This is a genomic window from Anabaena sp. PCC 7108 (genome assembly GCF_000332135.1).
Lineage (GTDB): Bacteria > Cyanobacteriota > Cyanobacteriia > Cyanobacteriales > Nostocaceae > Anabaena.
Window position 1 is genome coordinate 5,036,312 of record NZ_KB235896.1, and the last position, 22,222, is coordinate 5,058,533.

20 protein-coding genes are annotated in these 22,222 nt (G+C 36.2%); all 20 read right to left on the reverse strand.

What is annotated here, in order from left to right:
- Nucleotides 1-11: 11 nt before the first annotated feature.
- Complete coding sequence (locus ANA7108_RS0123535) at nt 12-1,112, reverse strand: glycosyltransferase family 4 protein (RefSeq protein WP_016953288.1); 1,101 nt, start codon at nt 1,110-1,112, stop codon at nt 12-14.
- A gap of 399 nt (nt 1,113-1,511) precedes the next feature.
- Nucleotides 1,512-2,738: a glycosyltransferase family 4 protein gene (locus ANA7108_RS0123540; protein ID WP_016953289.1), complete on the reverse strand. Its 1,227-nt coding sequence runs from the start codon at nt 2,736-2,738 to the stop codon at nt 1,512-1,514.
- A gap of 124 nt (nt 2,739-2,862) precedes the next feature.
- Nucleotides 2,863-4,209, reverse strand: a complete 1,347-nt coding sequence (locus ANA7108_RS0123545; RefSeq protein WP_016953290.1) for a calcium-binding protein — start codon at nt 4,207-4,209, stop codon at nt 2,863-2,865.
- A 709-nt stretch (nt 4,210-4,918) separates the two neighbouring features.
- Complete coding sequence (locus tag ANA7108_RS0123550; protein ID WP_016953291.1) at nt 4,919-6,280, reverse strand: calcium-binding protein; 1,362 nt, start codon at nt 6,278-6,280, stop codon at nt 4,919-4,921.
- Nucleotides 6,281-6,521: 241 nt separating this feature from the next.
- Complete coding sequence (locus ANA7108_RS0123555) at nt 6,522-7,415, reverse strand: glycosyltransferase family 2 protein (RefSeq protein WP_016953292.1); 894 nt, start codon at nt 7,413-7,415, stop codon at nt 6,522-6,524.
- 56 nt (nt 7,416-7,471) lie between these two features.
- Nucleotides 7,472-8,392, reverse strand: coding sequence for a glycosyltransferase family A protein (locus ANA7108_RS0123560; protein WP_016953293.1), 921 nt, complete (start codon nt 8,390-8,392; stop codon nt 7,472-7,474).
- A 22-nt stretch (nt 8,393-8,414) separates the two neighbouring features.
- Entirely contained in the window at nt 8,415-9,272 is an 858-nt protein-coding gene (locus ANA7108_RS0123565) for a polysaccharide pyruvyl transferase family protein (protein WP_016953294.1), read from the reverse strand.
- A 34-nt stretch (nt 9,273-9,306) separates the two neighbouring features.
- Nucleotides 9,307-10,128, reverse strand: a complete 822-nt coding sequence (locus ANA7108_RS0123570) for a glycosyltransferase family 2 protein (protein WP_016953295.1) — start codon at nt 10,126-10,128, stop codon at nt 9,307-9,309.
- A 28-nt stretch (nt 10,129-10,156) separates the two neighbouring features.
- Complete coding sequence (locus ANA7108_RS0123575; RefSeq protein WP_016953296.1) at nt 10,157-11,113, reverse strand: glycosyltransferase; 957 nt, start codon at nt 11,111-11,113, stop codon at nt 10,157-10,159.
- Nucleotides 11,114-11,173: 60 nt separating this feature from the next.
- The gene (locus ANA7108_RS0123580; protein WP_016953297.1) at nt 11,174-12,271 is read right to left on the reverse strand and encodes a glycosyltransferase; all 1,098 of its coding nucleotides are present in this window, start codon (nt 12,269-12,271) and stop codon (nt 11,174-11,176) included.
- On the reverse strand, nt 12,268-13,170 hold the full coding sequence (locus tag ANA7108_RS0123585; RefSeq protein WP_016953298.1) for a hypothetical protein: 903 nt from the start codon (nt 13,168-13,170) through the stop codon (nt 12,268-12,270). The genes ANA7108_RS0123580 and ANA7108_RS0123585 overlap by 4 nt, the downstream gene beginning before the upstream one ends.
- Before the next feature lie 7 nt (nt 13,171-13,177).
- Nucleotides 13,178-14,173 (reverse strand): polysaccharide pyruvyl transferase family protein, encoded by a 996-nt coding sequence (locus ANA7108_RS0123590; RefSeq protein ID WP_016953299.1) that lies wholly within the window; start codon nt 14,171-14,173, stop codon nt 13,178-13,180.
- 42 nt (nt 14,174-14,215) lie between these two features.
- Nucleotides 14,216-15,193 carry a glycosyltransferase family 10 domain-containing protein gene (locus tag ANA7108_RS0123595; RefSeq protein ID WP_016953300.1) on the reverse strand — a complete coding sequence of 326 codons (978 nt, stop codon included), beginning with the start codon at nt 15,191-15,193 and terminating at the stop codon, nt 14,216-14,218.
- Nucleotides 15,194-15,431: 238 nt separating this feature from the next.
- Nucleotides 15,432-16,202 carry a hypothetical protein gene (locus ANA7108_RS0123600; RefSeq protein ID WP_016953301.1) on the reverse strand — a complete coding sequence of 257 codons (771 nt, stop codon included), beginning with the start codon at nt 16,200-16,202 and terminating at the stop codon, nt 15,432-15,434.
- Nucleotides 16,195-17,226 carry a glycosyltransferase family 2 protein gene (locus ANA7108_RS0123605; RefSeq protein WP_016953302.1) on the reverse strand — a complete coding sequence of 344 codons (1,032 nt, stop codon included), beginning with the start codon at nt 17,224-17,226 and terminating at the stop codon, nt 16,195-16,197. Before ANA7108_RS0123605 ends, ANA7108_RS0123600 begins: the two co-directional genes overlap by 8 nt.
- On the reverse strand, nt 17,211-17,735 hold the full coding sequence (locus ANA7108_RS31280; protein ID WP_016953303.1) for a DapH/DapD/GlmU-related protein: 525 nt from the start codon (nt 17,733-17,735) through the stop codon (nt 17,211-17,213). The genes ANA7108_RS0123605 and ANA7108_RS31280 overlap by 16 nt, the downstream gene beginning before the upstream one ends.
- Nucleotides 17,725-18,990 carry an ABC transporter ATP-binding protein gene (locus tag ANA7108_RS0123615; RefSeq protein ID WP_016953304.1) on the reverse strand — a complete coding sequence of 422 codons (1,266 nt, stop codon included), beginning with the start codon at nt 18,988-18,990 and terminating at the stop codon, nt 17,725-17,727. Before ANA7108_RS0123615 ends, ANA7108_RS31280 begins: the two co-directional genes overlap by 11 nt.
- Nucleotides 18,991-19,104: 114 nt before the next feature.
- Nucleotides 19,105-19,941, reverse strand: a complete 837-nt coding sequence (locus tag ANA7108_RS0123620) for an ABC transporter permease (protein WP_016953305.1) — start codon at nt 19,939-19,941, stop codon at nt 19,105-19,107.
- Nucleotides 19,942-19,996: 55 nt separating this feature from the next.
- Nucleotides 19,997-20,422, reverse strand: a complete 426-nt coding sequence (locus ANA7108_RS0123625; RefSeq protein ID WP_026104410.1) for a hypothetical protein — start codon at nt 20,420-20,422, stop codon at nt 19,997-19,999.
- A gap of 187 nt (nt 20,423-20,609) precedes the next feature.
- The gene (locus ANA7108_RS0123630) at nt 20,610-22,034 is read right to left on the reverse strand and encodes a glycosyltransferase family 4 protein (RefSeq protein WP_016953307.1); all 1,425 of its coding nucleotides are present in this window, start codon (nt 22,032-22,034) and stop codon (nt 20,610-20,612) included.
- Nucleotides 22,035-22,222 lie beyond the last annotated feature (188 nt).

Below are 22,222 nucleotides of genomic sequence, written 5' to 3' on the forward strand. Positions count from 1 at the left end.
ACATAAAAACACTATCGAGCAACTTTTTGAAACACTTCAATCCAACTTTCTGCACCTGCTTTTAGGGAAAAATTAATTGCTTTTTTTAGTGATTCTTCGCTGGCCGCTGCAATTGTTTCTGGATTGTTTAAATAATTTACTAAAATTTTAATTAGACTAACAACATCTCCTGATGGAAATATAAAGCCATTTTTACCTGGTTCAACTAAATCATAAGCAGCACCAACTGTATCAGCACAAATAATAGGTAATCCAGCCCCAAGAGCTTGATTAACAACTACTCCCCAGCCATCATATCGACTAGGTAAGACAAATATATCAGCTTGTCGAAAAAAATCAGGCAATTTTTCAGGAGCTTGAAATCCTGCATATTCAATTTTTTGCCGAGTCATAATGGGTAACACTTCTAACAATTGAGGAAGTTCTGCTTCTCTTCCCACTAGCAATAAACGAGCATTTAAATCAGCTTGAATCAGATGATCAAATGCTTGAATCAGAACATCGACTCCTTTGCGGGCAATCATCTGACCACAAAATAGAATAGTAATGGGATTGCGTGGACGCTGGGGTAAATCTTGGCTAAAAGTAGTTAAATCACAATAGTAAGGAATGTTAAAAATAGGTTTATCAGGAAACCGTTGTTGATAGTCTTGTTGTGCTTTAGTGCCAATGGCTGCGATCGCTCGACAATATTTTAAACTATCGGCTAGGTATTTTTGTAATTTTCCTTTAATTCCCTGTGAACTACCCACCATTTTTTCACCCCAAAAAATACAAGGAACTTTTTGAGCTTGCAATCTGAGTAACAATTGAGTAGTTACATTCATATAACCATTTAGCACCACCACATCAGCTTTAGTGGTTGATGGAAAATGCCAGTTAAAATGAAATCGAGATAAACCCCAAGCTAAATGAAACCCTGGTAATACGTGTTCATACGGTTGTAAAGGTTTTTCAGGCCAAGGAGAATCGGCACAAGCTGGTTCTAGATAATATACAGTCAGGTCTACTTGTGAACACCGAGAAATTTCTAAGAATAAGTCTCTTTGATAAGGAGATGGCAGTATAGAATAGAAAATGACACTAATTTTTTGAACACGATCATATTTCATACTTACAAAAGAAGGGAACAGGGAACAGGGAACAGGGAACGGTGAACAGGGAACAAATAAAAAACTAAAGTTTAAGAGTTTAAAGCTCAGTCAAAAAAAAGGATGTTTTTACAAGGAGAGTGACACGAAAAAAACAGTGTCATTATTTCAATCTCATGTTTTTAAACATGAGTTTTTTCTGTTAAGAGTTGCTTCCTGTTCCCTCTGAAATTCTTCTATTTAAGAAAGTCTGGATATGGCGACTAGAAGTTGCGGCTAAACAGACCAAACCCGCCTGGGTTGAAAAGATTGATTTTTCGTTAGTCCACGCAGGTGGACTTTGCTTGTGTATGTAGTAGCTTATCCATTACGGGAGCCGTAGGCTCTATTATATTCGCCCAATACTTTCAAAACATCCTCTTAGAGAATGGAAGTTTTTAATGACTGAAATAAATTTTCAAGACTAAACTTCGATAGTGAAGCTAAACCGTTAGACAAATATCGTAATTGCGCTGTATCTCGCAAAATAGACTCTATCAAATCAGCAATTTTATTACCACTAACTTCCTCCAAAATCCAACCATTCACACCATCTACAACCACTTCACCACAGGAACGAGAAGCAATAATAGGTAATTTCCAAGCTTGTGCTTCTAGTTGAGTTAATCCAAACCCATCGGAAATAGTCGGGAACAAAAACACATCTGCCATCTGGTAATATTGTGCTGTTTCACTCCTGTTAACATGACCTAACCAACGAATTTGCGGATGGTTTTGGAAATGAGATGGAATCTCAATTTGTACAGAGCCGACAATCCAGAACTCAACAGGATATCCGTCAAGATGTTGGATAGCATCTAATACAGCCGCAATTCCTTTTCGCAAAATTACCTGTCCCAAAAATAATACCCTTAAAGGACGCTCTTGAGAAAATAATTCTGGAGAAGTGCGGACAAAGTTACTAGCTGCCTCTGGTGGAGTATATACTAAGGGAATGATATGGATTTTTTTAGGCTCAACACCTGTTTTTTCTAAGAGTTGACGCGACCAATTAGAATTGACCACAATAGCATCCGCTAGAGTACATTCTTCTCTCCAGCTTTGCCAATATTCAGGAGGTGCGGGTTGCCAATCTGCACGATATTGGGGGTATTGTTCATACTCTTGTGTGACCATTTTTTCTTCCCACAAACCTGGGTCAATTTGGCCTAGTATTGTATACCATCCCTGTTGTTTTGCAAATCGAAAAATGTCTAAAGCCGCATAGCTGTAAGAAAATAGTATGGGAGGAGTTGTAATCTGGTCAGATAGCCTTGTTAAGGTCTTGATTGTCTGTTGTTGAAACCATTGATTACGAGCAATAACTCGTTCCCAGCCTGTCCTTTTTTGCAGACGTTGAGTTAATTCAAATCTAATTAAAGAACTATTGAAAGCGTGAACAGATGCTTGATCTAAATCTGGGTGGTATCTTTCCCGTAAATTAGCTAAGAAAGATTTGGGTAAAAAATTGAGTGGAGATTGAGGTGATACCCAAGCATCTGTAATCAAGTGAGCAAGCTGTCCCTGCTGTTGTAAAGCTCTAGGTATGGTGTAATGCTCACGCGCTCCAATCTGGCAGGAGATCCAATTATAAGGTTTTGTAGGCATGGATGAGGAATATCTTTCTAATACTAAAATGAGATCCTCCACTTCTTTAAGAAGTCGAGGATCTAAAAACTGAATATTAAATTTTACTTTTGAAAGATGCTTAACTATAAGTCAAGCATGGCTGTTAAGCGATGAGTGATATATCTGTCGCGGCTAGTACGGTACCAGACCCCAATTGAGCGAAGACCCCACCTGCTCCAGTACCAAAAGCCGATAGATTTTCATTGTAGAATAAGTCTCCGGTTCCTTGATTGTAAACAAAGTAAGCATTTTGACTGTCAAGACCAGAGTTGTTAGCTTGGTTAACTGAGATAAAACCATTAGCAACTGCTGATAAATCTGACCCCACAGAACCTGCTACAGCTTGAAAGGTGCTAACATCTAAAGCAATTTTATCTGTTCCCGATGCGAAGCCCACAATTGTATCCTTACCGACAGTAGTAGTTGTAGCCCCAGAGAAGCCTAAAGTTGTCCCTGTTTCCCCTAAAAACCCTGTGACTGGTTCTACAGCTAGAGCTTGACCACCAAATGCATAAGTATCAGCGCCACTAAAACCTCTGAGAGTGTCATTACCAGCCTTTCCGTTAAGGAAATCGTTACCCCCGGAAGATCTGAGAATATTAGCACCAGAGTTTCCAATGATAGTGGTATCAACATCGTTGGTCTGTCTGACATTGGCAACATTGGTGCCAGCGATATTAATTAACTCAACCTCTGCACTCGTAACCCAAGTATTGCCAGTACCAAGAACAGTAACGTCAACAGTATCAGTGCCTTCACCAGCAGCCTCTAGTACATCATCAAGAGAGTCAACGATGTAAATATCATTTTCTGTTCCCCCAGCCAAGGTATCTGCACCTGTTCCAGCAATTAAGATGTCATTTCCTTGATTACCGAGTAATTGATCATTATCGGCACCACCATTAATTGTATCGTTACCAAAACCGCCATAAATCGTATCAGCACCAGCTAATCCACTTAAAATATTGTCGAGGCCGTTGCCAGTAATAACATTGGCTAAGTTATTGCCTTCTCCGGCTACAGCGCCTCCACCAAGAGTCAGGTTCTCAATCTGAGTTCCACTTATCAATGTGATTCCAGTGGAACCAGTTGACAAAGAAAAGTCACGGGTAGAAAAAACGGTATCGTTTCCACCACCTGTTTCGTTGATATTCAACCCTGTATAGGGAATAGAATCATAAACCTCATAATAGTCGTCTCCCGAACCGCCTATGTAGACACCAGAAGGACCAACAAGATTAAAAGTATCATTGCCTGCTTCTCCTTCGAGTCTTGCACCGTCTGCTCCATTTAAAACATCATCTCCTGCTCCTGCTTTAACCTTGGTGTTAGTGGTAAAACTGGCAAACAGATCGTTACTGCCTGTACCGATTACCGTTGCATTGCTAGGATTAGACACTACAGTACCATCGACAGTGTAATATCCGTCAAAAATATTGAATATTGCCATATTCGGAAGAATCTCTGTGTTATCTAGGTTTAAAACTTAATTCGACTTTGGTACTCTTGCTCAGGATGAAAAATTATCCCTAGCTTAATTTGAATTTCAAGTACTGATTAGAGTACTAATTTGGTTTTACCTAGAAAAGCTTACCATATTTGATATTTAACAAGTTTAAATAGTTAAAGTCCGTGACTACAAGTAGCGACTACATAGGCGTGATTAGTATATGCGGGCTGGAAACCTTTGATTTTTAGTACTCCGCGCCGGAAAAATACCCTTTTTCTTGGGATATGCGGCATCAGCCGTAAGTTGTCATACATGGTTACATATCAGCAAAATTATACGAGCTTAGAATTTAATTATTTTAAATATAAATTTATTACATGCGCTTAATATTTTTGATGCGCCTTCTAAGTATTTGGAAAATTTTCATTTTATTGACCATACCATAACTTTTACTTATAAAAATACTTTGTCTATTGTTATACCAATTCTACGTGAAGCTACGCCAAATTTATTTGGTAGAGACGTTCTATGGGTAGGGATTATCGGCTTTACAACAACGGATAAATTGTATCTTCATCAAGAGAGGGTATTACAATCAAGAGTTTATTTAAAAATAATATCCCCAACTTCTTAAAGAAATCGAGGATATGAATAGTAAAAATCAAATTTTATTTTTGAGAAATGCTTAACTATAAGTCAAGCATGGCTATTAAGCGATGAGTGATATGTCTGTTGCAGCTAATGCGGTACCAGCTACCAAGTTAGCGAAGATTCCGCCTCCACCAGAACCGAACCCAGACAAGTTGACATTGTAGAACAAGTCTCCGGTTCCTTGATTATAAACAAAGTAGAAATTTTGAGTATCAAGACCACTATTAGTAGCTTGGTTTACTGAGACAAAACCATTCGCAACCGCTGATAAATCTGACCCTACAGAACCAGCTACGGCGGTAAAGGTACTAACATCCAGAGTAATCTGATCTAGTCCAGAAAAGAAGTCCGTAATTGTATCCTTACCGATGGTATTAGTTGCTGCACCTGTTAACCCTAAAGTTGTCCCTGTTTCGGTTAAAAATCCTGTGACAGGATCTACTGCTAAAGCATTACCACCAAATTCAAAAGTGTTAACAACACCTAAACCACCTGAGAGAGTATCATTACCAGCTTTTCCTTTCAGGGTGTCACTACCATTCCCAGCGATGAGAATGTTAGCAGCCGAGTTGCCAATTATAGTAGTATCAACACCGTTGGTTTGTGTAACATTAGCAGCGTTAGTTCCACCAATATTGATGAATTCAACCTCTGCACTCGTAACCCAAGTATTGCCAGTGCCAAGAACGGTAACGTCAACAGTATCAGTCCCTTCGCCCGCAGCCTCTACGACAGTATCAAGAGAATCGATAATGTACTTATCATCACCAACTCCACCAGTCACGGTATCTGTGCCTGTTCCAGCAATTAAGATGTCATTATCTTGATTACCGAATAATTGATCATTACCGGCACCACCACTAATTGTATCGTTGCCAAAACTGCCATAAATGGTATCGTCACCAGCTAATCCACTTAAGATATTGTCATTGCGGTTGCCGATAATCTGGTTGTTGAGGTTATTACCTTCACCTACAATCGCTGCACTAAAAGCATCAAAAGTCAGGTTCTCGATCTCGCTATTGCTTGTAAGTGTAATTCCGGTTGCACCGGTTGACAAAGAAAAGTCCTGCTGTGAAAAAATAGTATCTGTTCCACCACCTGTTTCGGTGATACCTAAGGCTGTGTAGGCAAAATCATAAACTTTATAAAAATCATTTCCTGCACCGCCTATATAAACACCTGAAGTAGCAGTGAGATCAAAAGTGTCATTACCGGCTTCTCCGTCGAGTCTGCCACCAGTTGTTCCTTTTAAAATGTCATCTCCAGCGCCAGCTTTGATCTTGACGTTAGTGACAGCGGGAGTAGAAGTAACGAACAGATCGTTAGCGCCTGTACCGTTAATCGTTGCATTGGTAGGATTAGAAACTACAACTCCATCTATAGTGTAGTAGCCGTTATAGATAATGAAATTTGCCATATTCGAGAGACTCCTTTTGTTATCCAGGTATGGAAATTAACTCAATTTTGCTACTTTTGGTCAGGATTTATAAAAATATCCTCACCTGATTTTTAACTTGTGAGCTAAGACTCATTCAGTATAAACTACACATTGGCGAAGTTGCAAAAAATCTACCAATGTCTACTTAAAATACTGACTTTGTTGATTGAGTATAGCGTATGATTATTAAAATTCATTGAAATTAATTGAGCCAATAATTTCACGATGGTAAAATCTTATCTAATGATACAGGAAGAGTATTTCTACGTAAATAGAGATAAGAAAGTAATGATTTGGCAGAAATTGGTTGACGTTGTTGATGATATTGTGTAATCAGTTTAGGGATCAGCAATAAACCTTCCACAATGCCAGATGTTCTTCCGTGCCTGATTAACCAAAAAATACGGCTTACGCACTGTCCAAGTCCTAACCAATAAAAGAGGATAGGATACCTCAAATAAGCTAATAAAATTTGATTAGCGATGCTTGCAGCCGTAATACGTGGGTTGTTGTGGTGTTTTAATTGAGTGTTATGAAATACTCTCAGCCATGAACTTTCAAGAATACTCCATCCCATATGATGAAGCCGCAGAGATAAATCAACTTCTTCCATTCCATAAGCAACTGGCAAATTAACATATCCAGTAGTTTGTTGAAATACTTCTTTTCGATAAGCACATCCACAGCCTATAAAATTAGACCCCCATGTACCAGTTAATTGTGCTGGTGTAATTGTCTCATTAATATGGAATATATTAGCTGCTATGACAGCTGCTGTGGGAAAAGAATTAAAAAGATTTATTAAGCGTTCAAAGTAGTCTGTATCTAGAGGATAAGAATCATCATCAAAACTGGCTACAATTGGGTTGTTTGCATGAGCAATAGCTATATTTCTCCCACCACCTGGACCAACTTGAACAGAACTCTTAATAATTTTGATAGACGGGGAATTGATATTTTTGAGTCCTGCCTCAGTTGTTGTATCATTGCCATCAATATGAATAATGATTTCATTTGGACAAGGATTGCATTCTAAAATTTTCTCCAAGGCTTCTAAGAGTTTGGATAATCGATTATATGTGGGAATTATTGCAGTAACTTTACAAGTTTTCATTACCTTAATCGTTAATCATTTATGACAAAAATCCTGTCACGAGTTTAAAATTGGCATTAGCTATTTCTTTTACGGACGTAACTCATTTTTGATAGTAAAAACAGCCATAAAAACCCGATTAAATAACGAAAACGCCCTAACCAAATATGCCATAAAAATGTTTGTTTATATAAATTCCAACCTTTTTCAATTTCAATTTCACGTAGACACCCTAAACTAACAGGTCTAATATGCCTTGTCAATATTTCTAGTCTCTCTCTCTCTCTTATTTTACCACCCGGATATTGACTAATTTTTTCTTGTTGTATTAAGTAGCAAGTTCCTTCATAAGTTTTATTGGTAATAGCAATTGCACTATTAGAATGTTGACGATAGGCTAACACGAAAGGAGAGTTAATGTAAATAAATCCCGTTGCTGTTCCTAATCTCAACCACAAATCATTATCTTCAGAATTGATCCATTTATCTGTAAAACCACCTACTTCTTGTAGAATATCTCGACGAACGGTAACGGAACTAGTGAGAAATGAATTGGCATTTTTATTTGATAACAGTAAATCTTTGTAAGCAGTATAGTTTAGTTGTGAACCTTGAACAACATTTAACTCATTTTCATCACTGAAAAAAATAGCTTTACCTGCCAAAAAAGCAGGTTTATTAGTTTCTCTAATGACTGCTGCATAAACTTCTAAAGTCCAGGGAAACCATATATCATCGCTATCAAGAAAGGCAATATATTCTCCTTGAGCAATTTGAATAGCCATATTTCTGGCTTTTCCGGGACCTTGGTTTTTCTGTTGCAGAATTTTTATATTGTTTCCATACTGTGCTAAGGCATCAATTGTATGGTCTGTTGAACCATCATCGACAACAATCACTTCATAGTTATCAAAATTTTGATTAAATATGGAGTCAATTGTTGATTTGATCATATCAACTCTATTGAAAACAGGAATAACAACGGAAAAAAATACCATATTTAATTAATTTTGATATTAATTACTTAAATTTCCCAGCTTTTAAGTCTTGTTTAAACAGATCCATTTTTTCATATAATTGATCTAATTTATTCTCCATAATATTATCTTTACTTAACTGAAACTGAGATTGGTTCACCAGTTGTCGAATATAAGAAGTCATGCGTTTGATTTCCAAAAATTTTAATCCAGGAATTTTCTGACTAATACTATTAAATCGATAAAACCGATTGAGTTTGTATTCAAGACTTAATGATTGACAGAAGTCAGTCCATTTAAAATCAGGGATACCCGCATTAGATTTTAGAGAAATCCAAGGTACACGTAATGCGTCAGCAACTATTGCACCATGCATGGCAGCACTAACAACAAGTTCGGATTTGCTAATTTCCTGAAGAACTTTTTCCACCTCCCAGCGTGGATCAATACAAATGTAATCTAATTGGCGACAAACTTCTAAAAATATTTCTGGGCTACTTTCCATCTCCCATGCATAGGGAATGAAAGCCAATTTATACTTTTTCTTCGTATCAATAGGACGATAAACTCGGTTGACTAAAATAGCCGTATCAGCAATTCCAAACTCTGGTGGAATGTTTAAAGCAGCAGCAGTTAGAGGTCCTCTGACGCAATATATTGTCCATGTATTATCTATCTGGGGAAGATTACCAAATCCATGGCCTGTACCAAAAATAATAGTTTGCTTGAATTTAGGCAAATTTTCATTTAGTAACGTGCCAAATCCGACAAATGCTGTCTCAGAAGCACTATCATTAAAGACTCCTGGTAAAAGTTGTGGCCAAAGCCAGCCATTAAGATCATCTCCAAAGTTAGCAAAGGGAACATAACTTCTGGTTTTGTTTGCATAGTATAATTTCATTTTTATTCCTCAGTTATAAATTTTAAAATGATAACTAAGTCCAGATACCAACACCATGCATAAATCTTTTCATGATTCTGCGAGGTAAAGATTCTAAATGATTAGGGAGATTATCTGTATTGATCACATAATTTCCATCTAGAGCATCGTAATTTAATTGTTCAGGATTGGCAATTTTTTCTCGCCAATCTTGTTCTACAGCATGATCCCATCCAGGAAAACCTCGTTCTCTAGCTAGACGACGAGTATCTAGTCTTTTCTGAATTTGTGCAGGAGTTCTGTATTTGTAGTGTTTATATAAAATCCGTTCTTTATTAACTACTCCCATGTGGTGTGGCCAGGAACCAGTATCCCAAATCAATCCATCACGATGCCGGAAAAATCTTGGTTCAGAATTTACTATTTGATAAAACTTTAGGGATGATAAGATTTCCGATATAGGTTGATTAAAATCTATTAAATCTATATCTTTATTTGTTAGATAGTATTCGATAGGAATTCCCCAGACAACGTGATTAAACTGACTAATTTTTGAGAGAAATTCACGCGGAGATGGACTATAAAATTCATCAGCATCGAGATGACACCACCAATCACCTGGTTTGGCTTGATGCTTAAAGGCATTGAATACTTCACCTCGTAGAGATTCCTGGAACACTTTACCATCTTGTTTCCAGGGTATAATTTTCTCGCTTTGCATAGACAGAACTTTCTCCCAAGTACCGTCTGTACTTGCACCATCATAAACGTAGATATAATCAGACCATTGAGAAGCTTGTTCTAAACAGTATCCAATAATATCGACTTCATTTTTAACTAAACAAATTGAGTGAATTTTAAATTCATTATTTAACATAACTTCTCCTTTAAATCACAGTTATTTCTTATGTGATAGATTTGATTTGAAATCTTCTTTTCCAAGCTGCTATTTCTTCGGCTATGGAAAAGCCAAAAATTTTGTAAGTTAACCTATAAGTTTGAGGAGCGTAATTACCTTGAGGTATAAAGTTTTTTTGCTTCATCTTAATTTGGTGAATAAGTTTATTTGCCCAATCTGGATTAGATAACCAGATAATTCGAGCGCATTCAAACCTGGCTTGATTAATTGCTAATTGTCTTGACTCTGTTAATTCACCCATAGATTCTAGAAATTCTTCTAGTTTATCTGTAATGTCTAAGCGTTCACGGTAATTTTTTGATTTATCTTTTTTGCAAACTGTTGACTCACTCCATTGTCTGTAAACTGACCCAGATTCTGCAAAATACTCAAATTGTTTCCCTGCTTTTAACAGTCGTAAATACAATTCATGTTCTTGACAGCAAGATTGACTAGCTTTCCAAGCTCCCACATCTAAAAGAGCCTGCTTTCTCCAAAGGGGACTACCTGTTTGAGGTAAGTACCAACGAGCTAGTAAAATCCAGGGATCGTGAGGTTCAGGAATAGGTAAAATTTCTTGTCTAGATATATCTTTTTGCCAATATTCAAAAATACTGGGACTGTAAATTATATCTGCACTGGGAACCTGAGCTAAAAATTTGGCTTGTTGTTCAATCTTAGTGGGAAGTAAATAATCATCTGCGTCTAAATATTGCAACCATTCCCCTGTACTTAGTTCTAATAACCGATTACGAGCAACGTTCCCCCCGCGATTTTCTCCTGTTTCCCATTGGATAGAATTACCAAAACTTTTAATTTTTTCTAAACTTCTGTCTGTAGATCCATCATCAACAACAATTACTTCTTTGTCAGGATAGCTCTGGTTTAAACAGCTTTCTATAGCTTGTGTAATCCATTGTTCTGAATTGTAGCAAGGAATTAAAATACTAATTTTTGGTAACATGATTTTATATATTAAATTTGGTTTTTGAGTTAAATAAAAAATTTATTTATTTTTTAGCTATTAATCAATTAAGTTCTGATATAATTTGTGAGTTTTTTTGCCTATCAAATCCCAACTCAATATATCGCATGACTCCTGAACTAAATCACTTAATTTTTGTAAATCAAGCTGAGTACTCACTTTTAAAGCTTGTAATAATCCCTGCTCATCTTCTGGATCATACAGCAACCAATCGGCTCCATCCAATGTTTCCATAATACTTTTACTGCGAGGAGCAATAATCGGTTTATTGTATGACATTGCCAGAATCAGACTACCTGAAGTTAAAATACTTTTAAAAGGCAGAACTACGACATCGGCTGCACTAAAAAAAAGATGTATTTTGCTATCTTCTACAAACTGATCATGAAGGAAAACTCCCTGTATTTTAGCAGCTTTCTGTTTGAGTTTTTGACCATAGGCTTGATCTAATGGTTTTCCGGCTATTAATAGAATACTTTCTTTTAGAAATTCCTGATTTCCCTCGAAAACTTTTAGTAAGGCTTCAATTCCTTTATAAGGACGTAACATACCCAAGTTAAGATAAACACGTCCAGATAGTGGGATTTCTAAAGCTTTTCTGGCTTGAACTTGAGAAATTGCTCTACTATAAACTTCTCGATAGTGTCCGTGAGGAATCACCTCAAATTTGCCACTTTCTACCTTATAGGTTTGCCCAATATCTTGAACAGATGAAGCATGGTGAACAATAATTTTATCTGCTAGTTTGAGCAAGTTTTGTTTAAGCCACTGTTCTAGAATTGGGAACTGAGAATCATGAGCGATGTGATCATGATTTGTCCAAACTACTTTCACACCTGCTAATTTAGTTAACAAAATGTCAACTAATAATTTGATTGTATAGAACAATCTAATGATGAGATTTTTTCCTTTGGTATAAGGAGTTGTCCAGTGTAAGTGTAAAATATCTATTTTATTTGTACTAGCTTTAATTTCTCTGTATATCGGAAATACTCGACGATAACCACAAGGAAATAAAACTTCTACTCCTTGATTCTCCAAGGCTTGAGATAAAAGTGTTTGATAGGGGTTAATAATGCGGTAATCTGGCATCATTAAAACCCCCAAAGTTTTATCTGACGAATTACCAAAATTCATCGCTGTAACTCCTTGAGGAATCCATTCTGCACTAAATGGCGAATTCCTTCGCTATACATTAAGTGTCGAATTTTGCCGACATAGTGACGAGATGGAGAACCGTTGATACTTCCTTCTAAATGTACGTCATAAGCAGGTGGTAAAAGTTCTACTCCAAACCGAGAACTACACAAAGCATAGATAGTTTGCTCAATCCGCCAGAAATGTCCAATAATATTTGGTAGTGCCAGAAATTCTTCTATCCAATCGAAATTAAGCGATCGCTTGTGAATTAGTCCCAATCCTGAATTTACTCGCTCGGACAAATCAAAGCCCAGATGATTTTTTACCACATCTGCTGCAACTGTGTAGGAACTCTCTACATCAGCGTTGAGTGTATTTAGTTGATAATCTGGATTGTCGATGCGGTTCAGAAGTTCTGTAGGTGCTTTAAAAAACAGGATATCGCTATCTAAAAGTAATAAGCGATCGCACTGCAAATATAGAGCAAAGTCAAACACTTTCGGGGAGAGAAGATTTGTTTTGCGAAACTCCAAACAGCGAGGATAGGATGCTAGAGATGCTAAAACCTTTTCATCAGCCTGTTTTCTGTCAATAATGCGAGCATTGGGAAAATGATGCCGCAAAGTTGCTAGATTTTCATCAGTCAGAGTTCCATCATTATGAATACACAAAGCATAATGACGCTGAGAAAAATGATAGAAAGACTTTAATGCCCAGACTAAATTTAGCCAATCATTGGCAGAAGTAAAAACATGAATTTCACAACTAGTATCCGATGTATTAGTAATCGCTTGGGAACCCAATATTTTTTTTCTAACTGTATCCCTGTAGTAAGCTGTTTCTAGACCATGCTCATACTTTTTGCGGATTTGATAAATTATTGAACCAATAGACATAACTTTCTCAACTCCTCATCAGAATTTTTTTGATGCTTGCCTTAAAAGTAGCAAATGAATTACTTTCCCTTTTTTCTTGATGTGCAAGATGATTTTGAATAGCTTGTTTTAAGTATATTGATCGTTCTTGTTGTAAAGCTGTAAATGCATTTATTTTGTTCTTAATTTCTCCCTTATTTTCACGGATAAAATTGATTTTTTCTACTAAAATATCATATTCTGTTGTTTCTAAGCAACATTCTGAAAGATTACTTTCTTTTAGTAATCTTTCTACTTTATCATCATAATTGATAGCTAGAAAAGGTTTTCCCATTTGCATAGCGAAAATGATAGCATGAAATCTACAAGCAACGAGTATCTCACTATCTATTAGTGGTTGCAATGAAAATTCTTGAAAAGGGATTTTCCCTAAGTATTTTTCCAGTAGATCAAAATCTCTATCCACATTAAAATTCAAAGGAAAAGGATTAAGTTGAAATTGAGATAATACTTTAATCCACATTTCTGGCTCAAAATCTTTCCAGTGACATGGTGCTAAATTGATAGCAATTTTATTGCTGCTACTAGAGATATTTGGTTCAACTGGTGGAAAAGGAAAACACCAAGTTAAATCTGGATGCACTTCTACTTTAGGATGATCGTTGAGCAATGACTTACTTATTTCATCTCGCACATAAAAAAAATCAGCTTTTTCGATTAAATCCAACAATTCTGGCAGTAAATCTTGAGAAACTCGATTAACTCCTAAACCAAAGACACCAATTTTAGCCTTACATCTTGTAATCCATTGTTTTATATTAACCCATATTCCTACTCTTTCAAAGACCAGTCCACCTCCACCAATTAATATCCAATCAAAGCTTTGTAGGTATTCTTGTGGTGGAGATAGATAATGAGGTAGAAAAACAATATTGTTACCTTGAAGTAATTTAGTAATGCAGTACTGAATGCGGTCATCTCCAGCATTTAGGGCATTATAATATCCAAAAATCGCAATTTTCATGACTTATAAAACAATTTTAAAAATGGAGAAATTAGCATTGAATTATTTTTTAATAAAATTCTTCACAACCGAGCGCAATATTTGATTAGTTTTAGATAGTAAGGGGATTTTTGATTCAGTTTTAAACTCGAAATCTGGACGAAGTGTGATTTTTTGTTTTGCGCTACCAGTTAACTGACTACAAAGTTCAGCTAACATAGGAAATAAATTATAACGATATAGTACCTGATGACGAGCCTCAATAATTGCGGGCAGAGACTTTTCATACAAATTATTATTAATTGCTTGTTCAATTGTATGAATTGTCCAATCAATCCTTTCCGTATCAATAGGCAAAAATGCATCTGGAGAGAAGTAATCAGTTAAGTTGGGACAGCCATAGTACAGAGGCAAAGCATATCCCAAATATGTATCTGTCAATTTTTCCGTCCAGTAATGTGGTACACTGCCATTCTCTAATACAATATTGTATTTATAAGGAAAAATAGCATCCCATTTATCTTCAATTGGTCTAATTGGTCTGCCGAAAAAGTCTAGTTCTTTAAAATGGTTCTTGAGTGCCTCCAGTAGTTTGAGTCTCGCACGATGACCAGAAGTAAAAGTTTTGTTAGAACAAATAACAGATAATAATTTCTGCTTCTGTGGAGGTTCTATGTTGACCAATTTATCAAAGGAATGGCTGTCACCAAGATGCCAAGTTTGACCATGCTGAGAAATAATTTTATGATGATGTTTGATATCAGCATGACAAGTAACTACAACATTGAACTGTTTAATATAGTTGGTTGCCCATGACATCATTTCAGGTGGTTCACGGGTAATCAGAATTAGATTCTCTGATGGACAAAGTGTAGTTTCTTGCTTAAGCAATCCTTTTGTACTTTGCAATACCACCCAAGCATCGCAGGAATCACATTCTTGATTAATGATAAATTCGCAGTCTCCCCAAATTCCCTGAGAATTAGGTGTCTGACGTATTCCTATCCAATTTGGATAACCAATAGTTACTTTTACACGCATGGAGTAATAAATTTACTTTATGAACTTGAGTTTTTAATTGTTTCTAGATTTAAACTTACAGGATATTTCCCTCCCAGCAAACGTTCTGATGTTTAATTATTAATAAATTTTGGATAATCAATATTTCTATACCCAAGATGCAAATTAATTTATTTTTTAAATACGAAAAATTTTGTCATACTAAATTGCCTTTTATTTTTCATTTTGACACGGTACTAAATTGACAGTGACTGTATATTTATTCATGTTTTTGAAAGCTTTTTAAGCTTGAATATATTTTTGGGAAAAAAGTTGAAAATGTTAGTTGCGGATGAATCATATGGCGATGTTGTATTAAAGAAAGAGGTAACTGAAATAGTGTTAATGGGTATTGTTTAATTGTAGGTTGATGAATCAAAAAAGGAGGCTTTGTTTCTAATTCTTTAGCAAACTTGCCGTACATATTGTTAAGACGATCAATAGTATTTTCTGAAAGCTGATTTAAACTAGAGTTGCGTTTCCTTCGAGGAGGAAAATCCTTAATATGCTTTTGTTCAATTTCTAAAAAATCAAAAATTTCTGGGAGAAAATCCCATATTTTTTCATATTTTAAAAATAAAATAGGATAGTGCCTTGAAGTATCAAACCATTTATGAAAATGGGCTTCCATTTTAAATTTATCTTCTCCCAAATCTAGATAACTTTCAAGAGTTTCATTTTTTAAAATAGGTTGAATTTTTGGATAATTGCAAAGCATATATTGTGAATGTAAGCCATGATATTTACGCATAAAAATAGAGACAACAGCCTCTATGGGATCACCATAAATATAAATAGCTTTAAATTTTAGCTTGTGTGTAAGTGGAGGAGTATCAGTATGTTTAATTGAATCTACATTGTGTGAGCAGTTTAGGCGTATATATTTTTCAAAAAAATTCATGAAAAAAGAAGTTCCCACTCCACCAAAGGAACTAACTGTGGCATCAAAGTTTATAGTAATAGGAATTGGAGAAGCGTAAGTTTTATACATTTTTTCCAAATTGTGTGAACCAGTGCTTGAATCTTGATTGAAAAGATGAAGCTAGTAATATTTGTGGGAATTGTATAACAGTTATAGTGGTTTTTAACCAACGAATTAATTTTTTGTCACAACTCATAACTGACTGTTCAACTTGATGTAAGAACTTGACTTGGTACAGCCATTTACCTTGAAGACTTAATCTATCTTTAAAGAGTATTGGCACAGTTTTATCCCAAAGAATAGGACGGACTAACTCTAGAAGCTCATTGGCAACTTTTTGACTCTGATTAGATTTTTGATTACTAGTAAATCTAAAGCAAGATAATTCACTATTAATTTTGCCAACGACACCATTTTCTTGCAAAATTCTACACCAGTATTCATAATCCATCACATAATTTAGGTCTTCTTTAAAGCAGCCTACTTTTTCGGTAATGCGTCTTGTCCAGAAAACTTCCGGCTGTACAAACTGGCGTTTTTTCCACCAGACATCCCATAAATCTAAAATCTCTGCTAGAGTTTGGATATTGGCAAATTGTTCACCAATTTTTTCCCCTTCTTCATTTACATAACGACAAATTCCATGCAGTAAGTCAGTGTTAGGAAATTGGCGAAAATGTTCAGCAACTTTAAACAGTGTTCCTGGTAAATAATAGTCATCACTGTTTAGATAAGCTATGATTTCACCAGTTGCTTTGGTAATGCCTTTATTAATAGCATGAGTCTGACCATTATCTGGCTCACTTACCCAATAGGATATCCAGGGTTCATATTGTTTGATAATCTCTACTGTATTATCTGTGCTACCACCGTCAATAATTATATATTCTAAATTGGTATACCCTTGTAATAATATTGAGCGGATAGTTTGTTCAATAAAATGGCCTTGATTATAACTGGGTGTAATAATACTAATTCGCGGTAATTCAGCAAGACTAAATCTTTGTGCTGATAAGGAATATTCTTTTTCATCCCAATCCAAACCTAATTGATTAGATATAGGTGGAGGTAGCTCTGTTAAATTTGGTTGCATTCTTTGCTATCTCGATACTTGTAGTGTTTTGCAGGACTACCAAAAACTATGGAATATGGTTCAATATCTTTGGTAACTACAGAATTAGCTCCTATCACAGCGCCTTTACCAATGTTGACACCAGGTAAAATTACAGAATGTGTACCAATCCAAACATCATCTTCTATAACTACTGGTTTTAGAATCGTGTTCTTTCGCATATCTTCTTGATTATAATCATGAGTAACTGAAGTGATTGCTGTATGAGATCCAATTAATACGCGGTTCCCAATCTTGACTCCACCTTGACACCACATATGTACATAAGTCCCAATTGAAACTGCGTTACCAATTTCCAAATTACTAGGTTTATTGATATACAATGGAACATAAAAATGGCATTCATCACCGTAGCTTTTCAATTGCTGCATTAGAGTATATCTTTGGCTTTCCAGGAGATATTCATTAATTTTCTGGAAAAATTTGACTCTAATTGGTATGATCAACTCCCTAATCTTTTTACTCAGCATACCAAGTGCCTTGAATACTCATTTTACCTAAACGCTGATCGTATTTGTTCCCATTGATAAAAGCTGGTTCTACATAAAATGATTCAGCAAATTCTACCCAATCGACAAAGCGTTTATTTTTATCAAAAATACCAGCAGATATTGTATATTTGCCTGGCATTAAAGGGTTGATAAATTCAACATTTATTCTGTCTGTATCAGATGAGGGCTGAATATGATTAGCCAACTCAAAATCTCTCTGAAATAAACTAGCTTGTACTTCCCCTTCGTCTAGGTTATAGATAAGTACAAAAAAATCTAATTCAGTTATTGGCTCATTAATTTTATATTCAATAGAAATTTTAATTTTTTCAAAAATAGATACTACTATATCTGAGTTGTTAATATCATTTACTATAATTTTTTGAATTTCTGCCCTAGCGTCACCTTTGATATGTCTATATGTTTTTATAGAAGAAGAAGAAGGTTCTTCTTGAGTCATTTTTTGCATATACTTAGTTATGGTTTCAGTCGGATTTCCTTGAAAAACTAATGTACCTTGAAATAATAACAATGCCCGAGTACATAGTTGTTTTACAGTAGCCATATTATGGCTAACAAATAAAACTGTTCTACCTTGCTGTCCCACTTCTTCCATTTTTCCTAGACACTTTTGCTGAAAGGCAGAATCTCCAACAGCAAGTACTTCATCTATGATTAATATTTCTGGTTCTAAATGTGCAGCTACCGCAAAGGCCAGTCTGACATACATCCCTGAAGAATAACGCTTGACGGGAGTATCTAAAAACTTTTCTACTTCTGCAAAATCGACAATTTCATCAAATTTACGTTTAATTTCTACCCTGCTCATTCCCAAAATTGCACCATTGAGAAAGATATTTTCTCTACCTGTTAATTCTGGGTGAAATCCAGTACCAACCTCTAATAAACTAGCAACTCTTCCCTTAATTTTAATGCTTCCTTGGGTGGGTTCAGTAATTCGGCTTAAAATCTTTAATAGTGTTGATTTTCCAGCCCCATTTCGACCAATAATCCCAACTCTATCACCCTGCTTGACTTCAAATGAAATATCATTTAGCGCCCAAAAATCTTCAAATTCAGGGTTTTCGGTTTTTGATTTGCGATTAATTAAACTACTAACAGACTTAACCTGATTAGCGATTACATCCCGCAAGGCGGTATGGCGCTCTTGCTTCTGGTGTCCAATAATATATTTTTTACTGAGGTTTTCAATGCGAATAACGGTATCAGACATTTTTAATGTAGTTGTAATCTAGTTTTTAATATTTTAAAAGTTTTAACACTATAACAGGTCTAGTTGAAAAACTAAAATTTTATGGGAGTAATTATTCAGGATTTTTCATTTAATCTAAATTACATCAGCGAACTTTCTTTCCATCTTGCGGAAATACCAAATACCAGTAAATAATAGTACTATTACTAGTGCAAAGGATAGAAAAAATCCTGGTAAATATAAATGTGACTCACCGCCTAAAATTGCCCAGCGGAAACCATCAATTACCCCCACCATTGGGTTTAATGAGTAGATAAATCGCCATTGTTCGGGAACAAGACTGCTACTAAAACCAACCGGTGATATATATAGACCAAACTGCACAATAAACGGCACTATATAACGAAAATCTCGATATTGAACATTCAAAGAAGCCAACCATAAGCCTGCTCCCATGGAAGCGGCAAAAGCAATACTAATAAACAAGGGTAGGGTCAAAATACGCCAACTAGGGACGAAGTTGTACCATGCCATTAGCGCTAATAAGATCATTCCTGATATTAAAAAATCTACAAAGCTGACTACTACTGCACTTGTCGGCACTATCAAGCGAGGAAAATAGACTTTAGAGATGAGATTGGAATTGCTAATTAAACTATTACTGCACTCTGAGAGGGAATTACCGAAAAACTGCCAGGGTAACATGGCTGAAAAGACCAGGATAGGATAAGGTACACCCTGTGATGGCAATTTTGCTAACTGTCCAAACACGACTGTAAACACCACCATTGTCAGAAACGGACGAATTAAAGCCCAAGCTATGCCGATTGCGGTTTGCTTGTACCTTACTAAAATATCTCGCCATGCTAGGAAATAAAACAGTTCCCGATAGCGCCAGATATCTTTCCAATATTGTTGTTCTGCACGTCCGGCTTCAATAAGCAATTCTGGCTGGGAAATGATGTCTTTCATGTTGAAAATTTAGGCTCATCTAAATACACAGATACAAATGCTCCTGAAAATGACCTCAGGTGATTACCCAAAAGTCCTTGATACTGTTACCACCAATGACATGGGACTGCCTAAAGGTGAACTCTCCTACTGAAGGATTTCTATGCGGATTAATTACTCCTGTTGCTTGCTGCCAAAGTTCTGCTGGTGCTAAGGACAATTCATATACTGATTCAAGTTTACGGACATGATACCAATTCGTTTCTTGGCAATGATCACACCAAAAAGCTTCTAACCACTCTCCTTGTATGGCCACTGTGGTTTTTGCTGCTACTAACATCAGCGCTTCTCTTCGTCTCATCCCTCTTTGCTGTAGTTGTCCGGCTCGTTCAGCAAACAACCCATATTTTTGACTCATGCTATTCATATAGCAACTATGTACTGGACAGTAGATAGCTCTCCGCTTAGAACGATTCCGATTTCGGTCACACCTTTTCTGCACTTTGGCCTCCCGCATCAGTTTGATACAAAAATATCACAAGAAGGTTGCATTAGAGGGACTGAGATCAAAAAGACCATCAAAGCCCCATTCCTAATTTAAAAGTTGAGTTATGTAATTTGAAAAGCTACGGTTTGTTAGTGCGACATATTAGCACATTGACGATGATTACGTAAGTGTGGCCAACAAACTATAAATTAGACTGTTGAAGGACGCTGAGATATTGTTGAGCAATGATTTGCGGCGTAAAGTTTGACTGCAAGTACTGCCGAGATGCTTTTCCCATGCGTTCTGCTAGTTTGCGATCGCTATTCAGCCGACGAATAAAGTTTGCTAAAGCCAAACTATCTCCATTCTCAACAGCTGTACCACATTTTCCATCAGCAATTAGTTGCCGCAAATAAGAATACTTTGAACAAATCACGGCTACTGGTCTTCCAGCGGCTAAGGCTGGGTAAAGCTTGCTAGGGGCAACCAGGCTTTCCATCCCGGCTTCAACACTTACTAGAGATAAATCGCAAGCTGTCAGCGAATAAGGTAGTACTTGCTTATCCTGATAGGGTAAAAATAGGAAATTGGTTAGTCCTAATTGATTGACTTCTTGGATAAAACGTTCTCGTTTTGCTCCGCTGCCAATACAAACAAATTGAATTGGTTCATCTTGTAATTGTCTGGCTGTTTCTAAAATAGTGTCTATGTCGTGACACCTGCCCATGTTACCAGAATAGAGGACGGTGAATTTATTGACTAAATTATGTTTTTTGGCAAACCAATTATTTTCTTTTTCTATTGGCACAATCAAGTCAGGATCTCCCCAACTATGAATCACTGATACTTTATCTGCTACCTCTGGACAGATTGCTATGACTCTCTCTTTCATATCAGGACTGAGAACCACAATCCCTTTCGATTGTCGCCAAATTTTGCGGTTCAGTTCTCGCCAAAATCCTGTGAGAGGGTGATTTTTAGATACTACTCCTAGTGCGATCGCAATATCTGGATAAAGATCATAGAGTAAGCAAACGTAAGACACTCTAAAACACAGGTGAGCTAGATATCCAGCAATAGGTAAAAAAGGAGGTGCTGAAGTCAGTAGAAATACATTGTGTCTGCGGAAATTTTTGACCAAATGCAGAAAAGCACGTAAGGTGAAGAGAATACCATTAACTGCTTTACCACGAATTCTTCCAGACCAGACTTGGGTAGAGCGTGATCTTTGAATACGGATACCACCTAATTGTTCAACTGCGGGAGCTTTATCAGTTGAAAATGCATATCCTGGCTGTCCTGTAAATACTTCAATATCTGCACCCTGCTGTTCTAATTGTTTTACCAGTTCTTCAATCAGCTGTCCGGTAGCAGCATAGTCAGGTGGAAAAAACTCAGAAGTTACAGATATTTTAAGTAATTTATCATACAAGTTTTCCCTGATTTCCGTAGGCTCAGATAATTCTGCTGAAGATAATGCTGATGTCGTCACAATTTTGTCTTTGTAAAGTTGCTTGATGTCAATATATGCTTTCTTTTTGGTTAGTATATCTCCATTATTTTTAAAATTTTGATTGTGGGATGTTTTGTGATCAGAGGTGGTTGACTTTTTCGGCCAGAATGCCATGAGTGTAGTTTCCCGTAGAAAATTTTTATGCTCACAGATAAGTAGGCTTTAAAAAACCAAACTATGTAAAGGTATGTAAACTAGATTTCAGCCTTTATCATGTACAAGCCTAAGCAAGTTTATGCAAATCACTAAACATAGATGGATGCCGCCTACCTCCTGAAGATTGAGAGTGATGATTCAGAAAA

What these genes read in the sequence shown, in the direction of transcription:
- ANA7108_RS0123535 (WP_016953288.1), bottom strand. Translation starts at nt 1,112, where the DNA reads ATGAAATATGATCGTGTTCAAAAAATTAGTGTCATTTTCTATTCTATA.
- ANA7108_RS0123540 (WP_016953289.1), bottom strand. Translation starts at nt 2,738, where the DNA reads ATGCCTACAAAACCTTATAATTGGATCTCCTGCCAGATTGGAGCGCGT.
- ANA7108_RS0123545 (WP_016953290.1), bottom strand. Translation starts at nt 4,209, where the DNA reads ATGGCAATATTCAATATTTTTGACGGATATTACACTGTCGATGGTACT.
- ANA7108_RS0123550 (WP_016953291.1), bottom strand. Translation starts at nt 6,280, where the DNA reads ATGGCAAATTTCATTATCTATAACGGCTACTACACTATAGATGGAGTT.
- ANA7108_RS0123555 (WP_016953292.1), bottom strand. Translation starts at nt 7,415, where the DNA reads ATGAAAACTTGTAAAGTTACTGCAATAATTCCCACATATAATCGATTA.
- ANA7108_RS0123560 (WP_016953293.1), bottom strand. Translation starts at nt 8,392, where the DNA reads ATGGTATTTTTTTCCGTTGTTATTCCTGTTTTCAATAGAGTTGATATG.
- ANA7108_RS0123565 (WP_016953294.1), bottom strand. Translation starts at nt 9,272, where the DNA reads ATGAAATTATACTATGCAAACAAAACCAGAAGTTATGTTCCCTTTGCT.
- ANA7108_RS0123570 (WP_016953295.1), bottom strand. Translation starts at nt 10,128, where the DNA reads ATGTTAAATAATGAATTTAAAATTCACTCAATTTGTTTAGTTAAAAAT.
- ANA7108_RS0123575 (WP_016953296.1), bottom strand. Translation starts at nt 11,113, where the DNA reads ATGTTACCAAAAATTAGTATTTTAATTCCTTGCTACAATTCAGAACAA.
- ANA7108_RS0123580 (WP_016953297.1), bottom strand. Translation starts at nt 12,271, where the DNA reads ATGAATTTTGGTAATTCGTCAGATAAAACTTTGGGGGTTTTAATGATG.
- ANA7108_RS0123585 (WP_016953298.1), bottom strand. Translation starts at nt 13,170, where the DNA reads ATGTCTATTGGTTCAATAATTTATCAAATCCGCAAAAAGTATGAGCAT.
- ANA7108_RS0123590 (WP_016953299.1), bottom strand. Translation starts at nt 14,173, where the DNA reads ATGAAAATTGCGATTTTTGGATATTATAATGCCCTAAATGCTGGAGAT.
- ANA7108_RS0123595 (WP_016953300.1), bottom strand. Translation starts at nt 15,193, where the DNA reads ATGCGTGTAAAAGTAACTATTGGTTATCCAAATTGGATAGGAATACGT.
- ANA7108_RS0123600 (WP_016953301.1), bottom strand. Translation starts at nt 16,202, where the DNA reads ATGTATAAAACTTACGCTTCTCCAATTCCTATTACTATAAACTTTGAT.
- ANA7108_RS0123605 (WP_016953302.1), bottom strand. Translation starts at nt 17,226, where the DNA reads ATGCAACCAAATTTAACAGAGCTACCTCCACCTATATCTAATCAATTA.
- ANA7108_RS31280 (WP_016953303.1), bottom strand. Translation starts at nt 17,735, where the DNA reads ATGCTGAGTAAAAAGATTAGGGAGTTGATCATACCAATTAGAGTCAAA.
- ANA7108_RS0123615 (WP_016953304.1), bottom strand. Translation starts at nt 18,990, where the DNA reads ATGTCTGATACCGTTATTCGCATTGAAAACCTCAGTAAAAAATATATT.
- ANA7108_RS0123620 (WP_016953305.1), bottom strand. Translation starts at nt 19,941, where the DNA reads ATGAAAGACATCATTTCCCAGCCAGAATTGCTTATTGAAGCCGGACGT.
- ANA7108_RS0123630 (WP_016953307.1), bottom strand. Translation starts at nt 22,034, where the DNA reads ATGGCATTCTGGCCGAAAAAGTCAACCACCTCTGATCACAAAACATCC.